This window comes from Desulfosporosinus sp. SYSU MS00001, assembly GCF_049943955.1.
Lineage (GTDB): Bacteria > Bacillota > Desulfitobacteriia > Desulfitobacteriales > Desulfitobacteriaceae > Desulfosporosinus.
Genome location: NZ_JBNFTW010000002.1, coordinates 107,290 through 120,966 on the forward strand (window position 1 = coordinate 107,290; position 13,677 = coordinate 120,966).

General features: G+C 41.0%; 11 protein-coding genes and 1 riboswitch. Of the genes, 10 read left to right on the plus strand and 1 reads right to left on the minus strand.

Annotated features, from left to right (window positions below):
- Window positions 1-312: 312 nt before the first annotated feature.
- The gene (locus ACPUYX_RS03900; RefSeq protein ID WP_426378418.1) at window positions 313-2,025 is read right to left on the minus strand and encodes a methyl-accepting chemotaxis protein; all 1,713 of its coding nucleotides are present in this window, start codon (window positions 2,023-2,025) and stop codon (window positions 313-315) included.
- 205 nt (window positions 2,026-2,230) lie between these two features.
- A riboswitch (cyclic di-GMP riboswitch) is annotated at window positions 2,231-2,314 on the minus strand.
- A 352-nt stretch (window positions 2,315-2,666) separates the two neighbouring features.
- Here ACPUYX_RS03900 and ACPUYX_RS03905 point away from each other — a divergent pair.
- The 10 genes from ACPUYX_RS03905 (at window position 2,667) to ACPUYX_RS03950 (ending at window position 13,608) form a co-directional block, all read left to right on the plus strand.
- Window positions 2,667-3,029 (plus strand): SHOCT domain-containing protein, encoded by a 363-nt coding sequence (locus ACPUYX_RS03905; RefSeq protein WP_426378419.1) that lies wholly within the window; start codon window positions 2,667-2,669, stop codon window positions 3,027-3,029.
- A 279-nt stretch (window positions 3,030-3,308) separates the two neighbouring features.
- Window positions 3,309-3,992, plus strand: a complete 684-nt coding sequence (locus ACPUYX_RS03910; RefSeq protein WP_426378420.1) for a GntR family transcriptional regulator — start codon at window positions 3,309-3,311, stop codon at window positions 3,990-3,992.
- 212 nt (window positions 3,993-4,204) lie between these two features.
- Window positions 4,205-5,278 (plus strand): mannonate dehydratase, encoded by a 1,074-nt coding sequence (uxuA, locus tag ACPUYX_RS03915; protein ID WP_426378421.1) that lies wholly within the window; start codon window positions 4,205-4,207, stop codon window positions 5,276-5,278.
- A gap of 84 nt (window positions 5,279-5,362) precedes the next feature.
- Window positions 5,363-6,652: an MFS transporter gene (locus tag ACPUYX_RS03920; RefSeq protein WP_426378422.1), complete on the plus strand. Its 1,290-nt coding sequence runs from the start codon at window positions 5,363-5,365 to the stop codon at window positions 6,650-6,652.
- A gap of 157 nt (window positions 6,653-6,809) precedes the next feature.
- Window positions 6,810-8,204, plus strand: coding sequence for a glucuronate isomerase (gene uxaC, locus ACPUYX_RS03925; protein WP_426378423.1), 1,395 nt, complete (start codon window positions 6,810-6,812; stop codon window positions 8,202-8,204).
- Between the two features lie 66 nt (window positions 8,205-8,270).
- Complete coding sequence (locus tag ACPUYX_RS03930; protein ID WP_426378424.1) at window positions 8,271-8,918, plus strand: bifunctional 2-keto-4-hydroxyglutarate aldolase/2-keto-3-deoxy-6-phosphogluconate aldolase; 648 nt, start codon at window positions 8,271-8,273, stop codon at window positions 8,916-8,918.
- 35 nt (window positions 8,919-8,953) lie between these two features.
- Window positions 8,954-10,570, plus strand: coding sequence for a mannitol dehydrogenase family protein (locus tag ACPUYX_RS03935; RefSeq protein WP_426378425.1), 1,617 nt, complete (start codon window positions 8,954-8,956; stop codon window positions 10,568-10,570).
- A 71-nt stretch (window positions 10,571-10,641) separates the two neighbouring features.
- Window positions 10,642-11,589 (plus strand): sugar kinase, encoded by a 948-nt coding sequence (locus ACPUYX_RS03940; RefSeq protein WP_426378426.1) that lies wholly within the window; start codon window positions 10,642-10,644, stop codon window positions 11,587-11,589.
- A gap of 323 nt (window positions 11,590-11,912) precedes the next feature.
- Window positions 11,913-12,407 (plus strand): MarR family winged helix-turn-helix transcriptional regulator, encoded by a 495-nt coding sequence (locus ACPUYX_RS03945; protein ID WP_426378427.1) that lies wholly within the window; start codon window positions 11,913-11,915, stop codon window positions 12,405-12,407.
- Window positions 12,397-13,608: a Bcr/CflA family efflux MFS transporter gene (locus ACPUYX_RS03950; protein ID WP_426378428.1), complete on the plus strand. Its 1,212-nt coding sequence runs from the start codon at window positions 12,397-12,399 to the stop codon at window positions 13,606-13,608. Before ACPUYX_RS03945 ends, ACPUYX_RS03950 begins: the two co-directional genes overlap by 11 nt.
- Window positions 13,609-13,677 lie beyond the last annotated feature (69 nt).

Consider the following 13,677-nt stretch of genomic DNA (forward strand, 5'->3'; position numbering starts at 1 on the left):
GATTACTTTTTTTGCAGAGATTTTTCTTCTGTGGTTAGGGGCTAACCTGCCTACATTTGTGCTGATGGTTTGTAGACCCGTTCTCGGATACGCGGTGGTTGTAGGAGCAGTGCTGCTGCTCACTCTTGGTGGTTTATGGCTGATTAGAAGAAGGAATAGGGTGGGCAGGAACTGTTGCATAATGAATATCTATCCGTTTTTATAAATAAAACTCTGCATATAAGTGGAGAATTTAAACCACTATTTATGCAGGGTTTTGTTTATGAGGGGCGTTTATGCATTTTGCAAAAGCCTCTTTACGGATTTTTGGTTCTAAACAATAAATTTGCCAATGACACTTTGAATTTCTGTGGCTAAGGAAGCCAGTATATTGGCAGATGAGGCTATTTGTTCCATTGATGCTGCTTGTTCCTCGATGCCTGCAGATACTGTTTGGGCTTGAGAAGCAGTCTCCTTACTATAGGTATCTATTTTTTCGGCTGAAGTTGCCAGCTGCTGAGCACCAATTGACACTTGTTGAACCGTTGCTGTTATTTCTTCGATTTGAGTTGTAACAGACTCAACAAGTTTGCTGATCTCCTTAAATGATTGTTCAGCGACATTTACGACATCAAGGCCTTCTTTTACATTTTTAACTTCATGGTCCATTGCAGTAACTGCTAAATCGATGTTTTCATTATTTTGCTCAATAAGAGCAGTGATTTCTGTTGTCGATTTTCGTGACTGCTCAGCAAGTTTTCGTACTTCTTCAGCCACCACCGCAAATCCACGGCCATTTTCTCCTGCTCTTGCTGCCTCAATTGCGGCGTTTAAAGCTAGTAAATTGGTTTGTTCCGAAATTTGAGTTATAAACTGAATGATGGTGCTGATTTTTTTAGAGCTGATTGAAAGACCTTCAATACGTTCTTGAATGATATTTGTCCCGTCACTGATGTTAGTCATCTGGAAGGTTACTTCATCCAAAGCCTTTTGGCCGGCTTGAGTTGTCATCAATGTTTTTGTCATCGAGTCGGCAATTTCACTGCTGCTGGCCGCAACTTCCTGGGTGCTGGCAGAAATTTGTTCAATAGAAGAAGTTACGTCATCAACAGCCATAGCCTCTTTTTCGGTCTCGTTGGCAACAAGCTCCATGGATGAGGCGATCTGATTGGCAGCTTGTGTGTTTTCTTCAATAATGGCACTAAGTTCTTCAGATGATGCAGTTACTTGTTGTGAGGTATGACTAACCTGGTTAACTAGTTCAAGGAGGTGTTTTTTCATAAGGTTAAAACTCTGGGCTAACTTACCTGACTCATCGTTTCCCTTGACAATAACATCTTCAACTGTCAAATCACCATTTGAAACTCGTTCTACCCCGGCTAAGACTTTCTTAAGGTTAATGGTAATTAAATTAGAAATTAGATAACTGATCAGAAGACCCAAAAGAGCCGCGATGAGGGTTAAAACAATGATGACTCTTTGGGCATCAATATTTGTCGAGTCATTTTGAGTATAGATAGTATCTGCTTTTTGGGCACAGAAATCAGCAAGTTCTTGCAGGGTCGTATTTATCGTATCGAGATGTGCTTGAGCGTTATTAGCGAAATATTCATAAGCCGTTGGATTTCCCTGTTTGACCAGCGCTATTGCTTTTTGCTGTTCAGTTCTAAAGGCGGTTAACTCCTGATTAATTTTCGATACTTTTTCTTTTTCATAGGAGTTATTAGCTAATTTCAAGTAGGAAGCATAACTTTTATCAAAGTCATCAGAGAGAGAAATGATCTCGTCTTGCAACTTTTGTTGAGTGGTTTTATCTTTGACTAAAAAATAATGAAAGGTATCTGATTCATCAGCCCTGGACAAAGCTCGCGCATCATTTATGTATTTAACAGACAGAAGGTAATTTGCATAGATATCATCCATTTGAGAATTGTCGACGGAACTAAAGTGGTAACCAACAAAACCCACTGCACAGATGAACAATACCATGATTACGACCAAGGCTAAAATCTTTTTCCGAATTTCCCAATTTCTAAACCAACTCATACATAGCGCCTCCAAATTATTGGTATTTGGCAAAATTAGTTGACTTATCTCGTCTAACACATTTTAGTTGTTTACTTAATACGTTTTCTTTCATCATTCGCTTTAAGCGCAGCATCTGTTGCTGAGGATTTGAGCCCTCCTTTTATTAGGATTTTAGGGTGGAAATAAAAATCGCCACACCTTTGCGGTATGGCGATATGAGCGTTTCGGAAGCTTGGCAGTCATCAGCTTAACTGGAAGACCCATAGCTTTGCGTCCTTGGCTTTCGCCAAGTTTGCCTTTATCGTCCATCCCATAATTTTTTTGTACAGAACTCTTTCGTATAGTTATAATACTACCTTTAATTTCTCGAATGTTGATGTTGACAGTATCTTAATGACTTTATCAAAATTTATTAAACAGTAAGCCCATTAAAATAAAGATAAAGTACAGCCCACTAACCAGGGACTGTACTTTATGTTGCCGTGATGTAACAGCAGTGATAGGTCCATACACCAGAACCATCATTCAAAATGGTGTTAAAAGTCCATCGTTTATATTCTTAGACGCAAAACCTTTATAGAACAATCACACTTTAGTCACGAAAATACCAAATGTCTGGTTTAGAGTAACGTTAGGACAAAAAGGAGGTGAGTCGAACCATGAATCCCTACAGTGGAGGCTTTAGTTTTGGAAGTAGTCAGGGGCATATTACGCCTATTCCCAATGCTCCTGGTTCTAATTTCTCTGTTCCCAACAGTGGCGGCAGCAATGTAATAAGTAGCGGTTTAAACGTTTACGCCTTAATTAACATGGGGCTACATTTTATTATCGCAATCGCTGTTCTCCTGCTAATATTCTATACTGTTAAACACTTAGGTGAATTTCTCCTTTCAGTTAATAAACAGAGTGATAAAGCTCTTGAATTGCTGAATGAGCGCTATGCCCGCGGAGAAATTGACATGGAGGATTATATGACAAGGAAAAAGACGTTAGGTTACATGTCTGAAACGAAAACAGGTTAAGAAGAATCAGGAATTCGCACGTTAAATAAAGTCTTCTGCCCAAGAATTTCCTAAATTTGGAATATTTCTTGGGCTTTATCGCTTTTATAGGTTTTATAATTTTTAAGCCGAAATATCTGGATTCATGCCGACCAACTATTGCGGATATACGGCAATTCATCCCCCAACCTAAATGGGTAGGAGACGAGGTTAAATTTGCTAGGAACTTTCCGATGTAATTCACTGTTGGCTGTAGGACCAAAAAACTGGTATACTAGTACAAAAAGATTGGAGTACTGTATGGACATTGCCGTCTCGGAACGATTGTCTCACGAGTCAACACGTGAATATGTCTATCGTTGTTTGAAAGAAAATATTATGAATTTAAGGCTTCCCCCAGGAAGTGCCTTGTCAGAAAAGGATATTTCCATATTGCTGAATGTAAGCAGGACTCCTGTCCGAGAGGCTTTTATTCAGCTGGAAAGCGAATATCTGCTGGATATATTGCCTCAAAAAGGAACAAGAGTTTCTTTATTAGATGTTGAGAATGTAGAAGAATCCTTCTTCTTACGTGAAACTATAGAGAAGGAAGTCATAAATCTCGCGGTTAAAGAATTTCCTGCAGATAAGTTATTCGAACTGCAGTCTAACATAACCCTTCAGGAATTATGTGTAGAAGAAGAAAATTATCTGAAGTTTTTTGAGCTTGATGAAGCTTTACATAGGTGTATCTTCGAAGGGTGCAGAAAGGGTCGTATTTGGTCACTAATCCAACAAATGAGTACCCATTATAACAGAGTAAGGATGTTGAATGTTGCCGGCAAACATGATTGGCCTGAGCTTCTAAGTCAGCATGAAGATTTGGTTCGAGCCATCCGAGAAAAAAATCTATCCTTAGCAGCTAAAACGATTCAAAAACACCTAAATAAAATTCGTATCGATATTGAAGATTTACTCATTGAATTCAGGCACTATTTTATCTAAATTAAACAAACTTAACTAAAACCAAAAATACGAATCACCTCTTTATGGGAAATTAACTTTATACTCCCATAAATGGGGTGATTTTTTATCTCTCAATCGTCTAAATAACATTGACTAATATAACTAGTATGGTAGTATAATTAGTATAAATTAAGAAAGGGGTCTGGGTTCTGGTCTGGAGATAAAATAATTAGACGAGGAGGATAGGGCGCGTGAAAATGAGTTTTCGCTGGTATGGTAAAAAACATGACAGTGTTTCTTTACCGTACATTAAACAAATTCCCGGCATGGAAGGAGTCGTGACTGCCTTATTTGATATCCCCGTAGGAGAAGTGTGGCCGTTAGACGATATCATGAACGTAAAGTATGATATCGAAAGTTATGGCTTGCTTTTTGAAACCATCGAAAGTGTCAATATACACGAGGATATTAAATTAGGGCTGCCTAGTCGTGATCTCTATATTGAGAATTACAACAAAACATTGCGGAATCTTGCACGAGCAGGCGTAAAGGTCGTTTGTTATAATTTTATGCCGGTCTTTGACTGGACTCGAACGGAATTAGCTAAAGAACTTATGGATGGGTCAACGGCCTTAGCCTATGATGACAGGAAGCTGCGAAATTTAGATCCTCGGGTTCTTGTCGCAGAGATGGAGAAAGGTTCAAATGGTTTTGTTCTGCCCGGATGGGAAAAAGAACGCTTAACAGAATTAAAAAGCTTATTTGAAATGTACCGCGATTTTGATGAAGACAAGCTCTTTAAGAACCTGCAATATTTTCTGGAGGGTGTTATTCCCGTCGCCGAAGAGTGTGATATAAAAATGGCAATTCATCCCGATGATCCACCCTGGTCTGTCTTTGGCCTTCCCCGAATCATTACTTCAAAATCAAATTTAGAGCGTCTTATTCATTTGGTTGATAGTCCTTATAACGGTATAACTCTTTGTACTGGATCATTAGGGGCTAATCCCGAGAATAATATACCGGAGATCATCCGCTATTTTGGCAAACTGGGAAGAATTCATTTTGGCCATGTGAGAAATATCCAAATTCACGAACCCGGTGTTTTTAATGAAGTAGCCCATAAGGATGTAAACTCGTCTTTGGATATCTATGAAATTATGAAAGCCTTTTATGACATTGGTTTTACGGGACCTATTCGCCCCGATCACGGCCGTATGATTTGGGAGGAAAAGGGAAGACCAGGTTATGGATTATATGACAGGGCCATTGGAGCAAATTACTTGTTAGGTCTTTGGGATGCAATATCTAAAAGCAGGTGTTAATTCTAAGATATCTATCTCTGTTGAGAAATGGTCTTAAGACTTTAACCTGCCGAGGCTAATAAAAACTATGGAGGGATATGATAGATGTTTAAGAAGTATCGCTGGACGATTGTAACGATGTTATTTTTGTCCAATGCTATCAATTATGTGGATAGATCAGCAATGTCCGTTGCCCTGCCGATTTTATCGAAGAAATTTTCATTAACGCCGTTTGCTTCAGGCCTAATCTTAAGCAGTTTTTTTGTCGGCTATGCACTTTTCAATTTTATTGGCGGATTCTTATCAGACGTAGTTGGTCCGAGAAGAGTTATGGGTTATGCTATGGCTGTTTGGTCAATCTTTTGTGCTTTAACAGCAGGGGCTTTTAATTTTATTTCGCTCTTCTTTATCCGTGTTATTTTTGGTTTTGGTGAAGGGCCTCTAACCTCTACCACGAACAAAACAATGAATAACTGGATTCCGCTTAAGGAAAGGGCTACAGCAGTCGGGATATGCAATGGAGGAGCGCCGATTGGAGGAGCGCTGTCAGCGCCTTTAGTTGCTTTCATTTCCCTGAAGTGGGGATGGCAGGCAGCTTTCCTTGTCCTTGGAGTTCTAGGGCTGATTTGGACCTTCTCTTGGTTCAAGATCAGTACCGATAAGCCCAACAATCACCCGCGGGTATCCCAGGAAGAATTAAAAGAAATTACGGCAGGCAGAGACATAGCCGCTGCTCAAGTTGGTTCAGCACCTGCTAAGGTCAGCCTTTTTTCAATTCTTAAACAACGCAGTATCCTGGCTTTGATTGTGGGGATGTTTGGCTATAATTATACGCTGTTCTTTTTTATCACTTGGTTTCCCAGCTATCTCGTAGAAGGACGGCACCTTAGTATCTCCCAAATGGGAATTGCTGCTATGATTCCCTGGATAGCGGGTGCCTTGGGTCAAGTAGCCGGGAGTATGATTATCGATTTTATTTATCGCAAAACAGGCAAGGTTCTCTTTTCGCGCAAAGTTGTCTTGGTGACGTGTCTTTTGCTTGCCGCCGTATGTGTTGTTTTAACTGGATTTGCTAATTCCGCCGTCAGCGCAGTGTTCTTTATGACCCTCGGTGTCTGCTTCATCTACTTGCAAGCAACGACATACTGGGCGATTATTCAAGACCTTGTACCCAGTGAAAAGGTTGGAGGAACAAGCGGATTCGTGCATTCCATGGCTAACATTTCCGGTATCTTTGGACCTGCTTTAACAGGATGGATCGTTCAAAGTACCGGTCATTTCGCTCCTGCCTTTGTTCTGGCCGGAGGTCTGGCAATTATTGGTGCTTTAGCGGTTGCTTTCTTTGTCAAAGCAGCTAAAAACGCAGGTGCCGTTGCTCAGGAACAGATCGCTTAAAGATTTCAAGAAGAATGTTCAGACACTGCCGTTATTAGATATGATTTAATAATTTAAAGTTGGGCCAGGGACAAATTCTTTCTCAACGAAGTCTTTGTCACTGGCCGATTTAGACGCTTTCATAAAGAAAAGGTAGGTGTAAAGGGTGAACAAATTCATGGATGAAAATTACCTGTTAGAATCCCAAACAGCTCGGCAATTATTTTTTGATTATGCCAAGGACATGCCTATTTTTGATTACCATTGTCATCTCCCGGCACAGGAGATAGCAGATGATAAAAAATTTGATAATCTAACGCAGCTCTGGTTAAACGGGGATCACTACAAATGGAGAGCTCTAAGAGCGAATGGCATACTTGAAAACTATATCACGGGCCATAAGAGCGACCGGGAAAAATTCCAGAAATGGGCTGAGACTGTTCCCTTTACCATGGGAAATCCACTCTTTCAATGGACACATTTAGAACTCAATCGGTATTTCGGTATTGATACCCCGTTAAAACCTGATACTGCAGACTCTATCTGGGCGACCTGCAACAGGATGCTGGAAAGCGGTAACTATTCAGCGAGAAGTTTTATTACGAAGTCAAATGTTAAAGCTCTCTGCACTACAGATGATCCCATAGATTCCTTAGTGTATCATGAAAAATTAAAGAATGATGAAACCTTTAAGATCAAAGTTCTTCCCACCTTTAGACCGGATATGGCCCTGGAAATCGGGCATAAATCGTTTCTCGAATGGATCAATAAATTAGGTGATATCGAAAATATTTTCATCAATTCACTGGAAGATTTTTATCTTGCTCTAAACAACAGAATTGAGGATTTTCATGCTCTGGGCTGTCGATTGTCAGACCATAGTTTATCTGTTGCCTTTTACAGTAAAGCAAGTGAAGAAGAGATAAGCAAAATCTTCAAGAAACGTTTAAATCAACAGATTATCTTACCTGAGGAAGAAGTTAAATTCCGAGCAGCCATACTGTTCCATTTGGCCCAAGAATATGCCAAGCATGGCTGGGCTATGCAGCTGCATGTAGGTGCTTTGCGCAATGTCAATTCGAAAATGTTTAACTCCATTGGGATTAATACCGGTTTCGATACGATTGCCAATTTTAATTTTATCAATGACTTAGCCAACGTTCTTGATGATCTTGAGAGTATCGGGTTACTTCCCAAAACAATCCTCTATTGTTTAAACCCTACGGATAATTATTTATTGGCAGCTATGGCAGGAAATTTTCAGAGCCATTTTCCAGGAAAGATTCAATTTGGAGCTGCCTGGTGGTTTAATGATCATGAAGACGGTATGTTAGCACAAATGAAGACTTTGGCTAATGTTGGACTGTTTTCGCGCTTTGTCGGAATGCTGACGGATTCCAGAAGTTTTCTTTCCTATCCCAGGCACGAATACTTTAGAAGGATCATGTGCAATCTCGTAGGACATTGGGTAGAGCGCGGCGATTTTTATCCTGATTTTGATTTTCTGGGACAGATTATTAAAGGTATATGTTTCAACAATATTAGGGATTTTTTAGACGTTGAAATAGATTAGAAGAGATTACGGAAGTAGTTAGAATTCGAATACGATTATGATTATGATAAGAATAGGATGTTGTGCATGTCAAATAAGGAGCAAATTGTTTCACGAATTAAAGAGGGCGGTTTGGTTGCAGTTATCAGAGCAGATCATAAAGAACAGGCTTTTAAGATTACTGAAGCTTGTCTTGCCGGCGGAGTTGCGGCGATTGAAATTACCTTTACAGTACCCGGAGCGGAGGAACTTATTAAGGATTTAGCCCAAACGTATAAATCCAAATCCATAGTAATTGGTGCAGGAACAGTACTTGATCCTGAAACGGCAAGGACAGCGATCTTAGCCGGGGCGCAATATATCGTCAGCCCGTGTCTCAATACGGAAACGGTGAAGCTTTGTAACAGATACCGGGTTCCTTGCATGCCTGGGGCTATGACGATTAAAGAAGCTGTCGAATGTATGGAAGCCGGAGCGGATGTGGTAAAAATATTTCCGGGGGAATTGTTCGGCCCGGCCATTATCAAAGCCATAAAAGGCCCTTTGCCCCATGCATCCCTGATGCCTACTGGCGGAGTCAGTTTGGAGAATGTGAGCGAATGGATTAACGCTGGAGCGATAGCTGTTGGCATCGGAGGAAATTTGACATCAGGTGCTAAAAACGGTGATTATGAGTCCATAACAACCATCGCCAAACAGTTCACCGAACAAATCAAAGCAGCACGAGCTCATTAAAAGAGGCATAGCAGCAATTAGGGAGGACAAAATCAATGCTCGACTTAAGCAGAGAAGGCATTAAAGACGGTAAGCCCTGGACAGAATCCGGTATTGAATTGCCAGGTTTTCAAGCCGATGAAATGATTAGGGTTACACGAGATAATCCGGCCTGGGTCCATTTCGGGGCAGGTAATATTTTTCGAGGATTTATCGCGGTACTACAGCAAACACTTCTCAATAAAGGAGTGGCTAATACAGGAATTGTAGCTGTTGAGGCCTTCGATTGGGAAATTATTGATCAAATTTATAAACCTTATGACAATCTGAGTTTATTAGCCACTATGAATGTTGATGGGACTTTAGCTAAAAAAGTAGTTGGCAGCATCAGCGAAGGGTTGGTCGGGGATCCTGCTCGTCCTGAGGACTGGGCAAGGCTGAAGGAAACTTTTACTCGGCCTTCCCTCCAAATGGCGAGCTTTACGATTACAGAAAAGGGTTATAGCTTAAAAGGGATATCGGGGAAATATTTTTCAGATGTTGAGCTGGATATGCAGCAGGGACCATCCCAGCCCCGCCACCTTATGGCTAAGGTTGCCTCTCTGGCCTATACACGCTTTATTACCGGCGAGCTTCCTGTTGCCTTTGTGAGTATGGACAATTGTTCTCACAATGGTGAGAAACTTAAAAGCGCCATCATAACCATTGCTCAAAAATGGGCAGAGAATAAATTAGTAGAGAAGGACTTCCTGGCATATTTGAATGATCCGGCAAAAGTTACTTTTCCCTGGACAATGATTGATAAGATTACTCCAAGGCCATCGGAAACCGTGCAGACTGCTCTGACGGCTTTGGGTTTTACAGGCACAAAAATTCTCTGCACTAAGAAGAATACCTTTATTGCTCCCTTTGTGAATGCTGAAGGGCCGCAGTATCTGGTGGTTGAAGATGATTTTCCCAACGGTCGCATGATGCTGGAAGACGCAGGGGTGTTCTTTACGGACAGGGAGACGGTAGATAAGGTTGAAAAAATGAAGGTCTGCACCTGCTTAAATCCTCTGCATACGGCTCTGGCAGTATTTGGCTGCCTTCTGGGGTATACTCTTATTGCCGATGAAATGGAGGACAAGAGTCTAAGGCGGCTGGTGGAGAAGATTGGCTATCATGAAGGGCTGCCTGTCGTTGTTAATCCGGGTATCATAAATCCGGAGGATTTTCTCCGTGAGGTTTTGGAACAACGGTTAACAAACCCTTATATCCCCGATGCTCCTCAAAGGATAGCAACTGATACCTCACAGAAAGTGAGCATAAGGTTCGGAGAAACGATTAAAGCTTATCAAAAACGTCAGGAACTGGATCCTGCTGATCTAACCTATATTCCTTTAGTTATCGCCGGATGGTGCCGCTACTTGTTGGGTTTGGATGATGCGGGAAAGGAAATGAAGTTAAGTTCGGATCCTTTGCTGGAAACCTTGGGTAGTTATCTTGCTGGTATAAAACTGGGAGTTCCGGGTTCGGTAGGTGATAAATTGAGGCCAATTCTTTCTAATATAGATTTATTTGGCTTAAATTTATATGAAGCAGGATTGGGAGAGAAAATCGAAGGCTATTTTAGAGAGATGGTGTCAGGTGTTAATTATGTCAGAGCAACGTTAGAGAAATACTTGGTTTGAATAATCTAATGGTCTGTATAGCTTAGACAGTTTAGATGTAAAATGCCGGATATAGAGGTGGCAAAATAACAATGGATGTTGTCAGCTTCGGTGAATCCATGGTTGTCTTTAGTCCGGAAAGCTCCGGACCTTTACGATATGTAAATCGTTTCAGTAAATCTCTGGGCGGGGCCGAGTCAAATTTAATTATAGCCCTTGCCAGACTGGGGCATTCCGTCGGTTGGTTTTCTAAAGTAGGTGACGATGAATTTGGACGCTATATTGTAAATTCAATTCGGGCGGAAGGCGTTGATGTTTCACGCGTTACCTTTGAAAAAGGTCTTAGTACCGGGCTATTGTTTAAGGAAAACTATCAACATGCAAATCCCAATGTTTATTATTATCGCAAAAACTCAGCAGCCAGTACCTTTGGGGCTGAAGATATTGATGAAGAGTATATAAAGCAAGCCAAAGTTCTGCATATTACAGGAATAACCCCTGCTCTTTCTCCTAAAGCTTCTGAAGCAGTCTTTGCTGCGGTGAAGATCGCCAAAGCTAATGGAGTATTAGTCTCCTTTGACCCTAATTTAAGGTTAAAACTATGGAGCATCGAGGAAGCCCGAAAGCAAATCTTAGAACTTGCTTGCTATGCAGATATTATTATGCCGGGTATTGATGAAGCAGAGCTTCTCCTGGGGATAAAGGATATTAATAAGGCTGCGGATTATTTCTCCTCTCAAGGAAGTACAATTGTTGCCATAAAATTGGGCCCGAAAGGCTGCTATTTACGTCATCAATCTGAAGAACTGTTTGTTCCCGGATACAGCGTTGCAAACGTTATCGATACGGTGGGAGCAGGGGATGGGTTCGCAGCAGGCCTTTTAGCGGGAATTCTGAGAAATGAAAATTTGGAAAGATGCGGCAAATATGCCAACGGGGTAGGGGCTATGGCCACTTTGGTTCCAGGAGACTCGGAAGGGTACCCATATTTTGAGCAGCTATTAGAGTTTATAGGTGAAAAACAAGGTATCGAGAGGTGAAATTTAATCTTTCTTGCGAGAAGTCCCCGTCCTCTTTAGGGAGGGGATGAACAGCTATTCGTACATTCACCAAATTCTGTAGTATTCGGTAAGATATTCTGGTATAATAGAATCTAACAATCACTCAGTCGATTCCAAAGGAACTGTTGAACGTCTGCAATTTTAATCCCGGGCTTTTAAGGCCCGGGATTTTATCTTTTGATGATTAAATACACACTACGGCAGATCAAAAGTATATTGACAGAAGAAAGAAAAGTAATTACTATTATCATTAGTCGACTAACTATTAGCTGTAAAACTATATGTGCTGGGAGAGAACTTTTTTGGGATTTGAATTTAATTCACTGGAATGGTTATTCCCTGTATTTGACCGCATGCACCATAATTGTTTAAAGGAGGAAATTGTAAAAAGGGGGATTGGTGAAGTAAGTAATCCACAAATATTGTTTGTACTTAAGAATGAAATGAATAACATGTCAGCATCGCAGAAGGAACTGGCCGAAATCATTGGAATCAGTCCACCTACTATTGCAATATCTATCAAGCGTATGAAAAAATCCGGGCTAATCTATCAGTATCCCGATGAAAAAGATACAAGGCGCAATCTGATCAAGCTTTCAGAAAAGGGATTGGCTTTCATTGAAGAATGTGAAAACGCCTTCAATAAAGTTGATCGTGCCATGCTTGAGGGGTTTACAGAAACTGAACGGGAACAATTGAAACAATTTTACTGTCGTATGATTAATAATCTTGAATCTATAGGAGCTCACCCTCCAGCTCAATTTAAAAAGGAGCGTAGAACGAACGATGGAAATTAACGAACTGAAAAAGCAGAAATACCTTGGTGATAAGGGAATGATTGTCCTAATTGCAGTTCTTAGTGCTTTCATCCCCCTTTCAATGGATGTTTATCTTCCTGCTTTGCCTACTATGACAGAATATTTCCGCGTGTCTCAGTCAATCATTAATCTCACCTTAATTATGTTTTTCATCTTTTTTGGTTTTGGTACCCTGTTCTGGGGACCATTAAGCGATAAGCATGGCCGAAAACCCATAGTATTAGTTGGTCTCGCCATTTACACGGTTGCCAGTCTTCTCTGTTCTTTATCATCAAGCGTCTATTTACTAATCGCTTTTAGGGCTTTACAGGCCTTTGGCGGAGGCGCTGCTTCCAGTGTTGCCACGGCATTAGTCAAAGATGTTTATAACGGCAGAAAACGAGAATCTGTTTTAGCAGTGGTTCAGTCGATGGTTGTAATTTCTCCGGCTGTGGCTCCTGTTCTCGGATCATTCTTGTTGAACGTAACGTCTTGGCGGGGAGTTTTTGTGGCTCAAGCCCTAATTGGTATTTCTGCTCTGGCTGGTTCTTTAGCTTTACAGGAAACAATTGTTGAGAAAAGTACTGCTACCATGATGAGGACCATTGGCCGACTGGGTGTCGTTCTTCGCAACAGGAGATTCACGTCACTTCTTCTGATCTTTTCAACCATGAGCATCCCTGCCCTAGCCTTTATTACTGCGTCATCCTACATCTATCAGGAAAGTTTTCATCTAAGCAGTCAGGTTTATAGTTACTACTTTGCTTTTAATGCTTTAGGAATGTTGTTTGGTCCTCTCATTTATATCCGTTTATCAAACCATTTCAGCCGCATCACAATTATTAACGCTTGTTTTGCTTTAATCATTGCAAGTGGTTTGCTTATCAGTCTTATTGGCAGCTATTCACCGCTGCTCTTTGCTATTACCTTGGTACTCTCCACTGTTTCTGGGAGTGCTATGCGTCCGCCGAGTGCATTTCTGATGTTGGAACAGCAACAGGGAGACACAGGTTCCGTCTCATCACTCATGGGTTCCTTTGCTACAGTTATGGGAAGCGTTGGCATGGGTATTGTCTCTCTGAGTTTGCATAATCAAATTGCTGTCATTGGAGATTTGAACATTATTTTGGGATTGATCTGCGGGGCAGTTTGGCTATATCTCTCCAGCAGGCCCTATTTAAAACAAGCAACCGCCGATTAAGAAGCAGGGTTTATCGCTTTCAAACGATAAACCCTGCTTTTGTTTTAGGGTATTTATTAATGTTCAGCT

Bases quoted from the DNA above. Each gene is read 5' to 3' on its own strand.
- ACPUYX_RS03900 (WP_426378418.1), bottom strand. From the start codon at position 2,025: ATGAGTTGGTTTAGAAATTGGGAAATTCGGAAAAAGATTTTAGCCTTG.
- ACPUYX_RS03905 (WP_426378419.1), top strand. From the start codon at position 2,667: ATGAATCCCTACAGTGGAGGCTTTAGTTTTGGAAGTAGTCAGGGGCAT.
- ACPUYX_RS03910 (WP_426378420.1), top strand. From the start codon at position 3,309: ATGGACATTGCCGTCTCGGAACGATTGTCTCACGAGTCAACACGTGAA.
- ACPUYX_RS03920 (WP_426378422.1), top strand. From the start codon at position 5,363: ATGTTTAAGAAGTATCGCTGGACGATTGTAACGATGTTATTTTTGTCC.
- uxaC (WP_426378423.1), top strand. From the start codon at position 6,810: ATGGATGAAAATTACCTGTTAGAATCCCAAACAGCTCGGCAATTATTT.
- ACPUYX_RS03930 (WP_426378424.1), top strand. From the start codon at position 8,271: ATGTCAAATAAGGAGCAAATTGTTTCACGAATTAAAGAGGGCGGTTTG.
- ACPUYX_RS03935 (WP_426378425.1), top strand. From the start codon at position 8,954: ATGCTCGACTTAAGCAGAGAAGGCATTAAAGACGGTAAGCCCTGGACA.
- ACPUYX_RS03940 (WP_426378426.1), top strand. From the start codon at position 10,642: ATGGATGTTGTCAGCTTCGGTGAATCCATGGTTGTCTTTAGTCCGGAA.
- ACPUYX_RS03950 (WP_426378428.1), top strand. From the start codon at position 12,397: ATGGAAATTAACGAACTGAAAAAGCAGAAATACCTTGGTGATAAGGGA.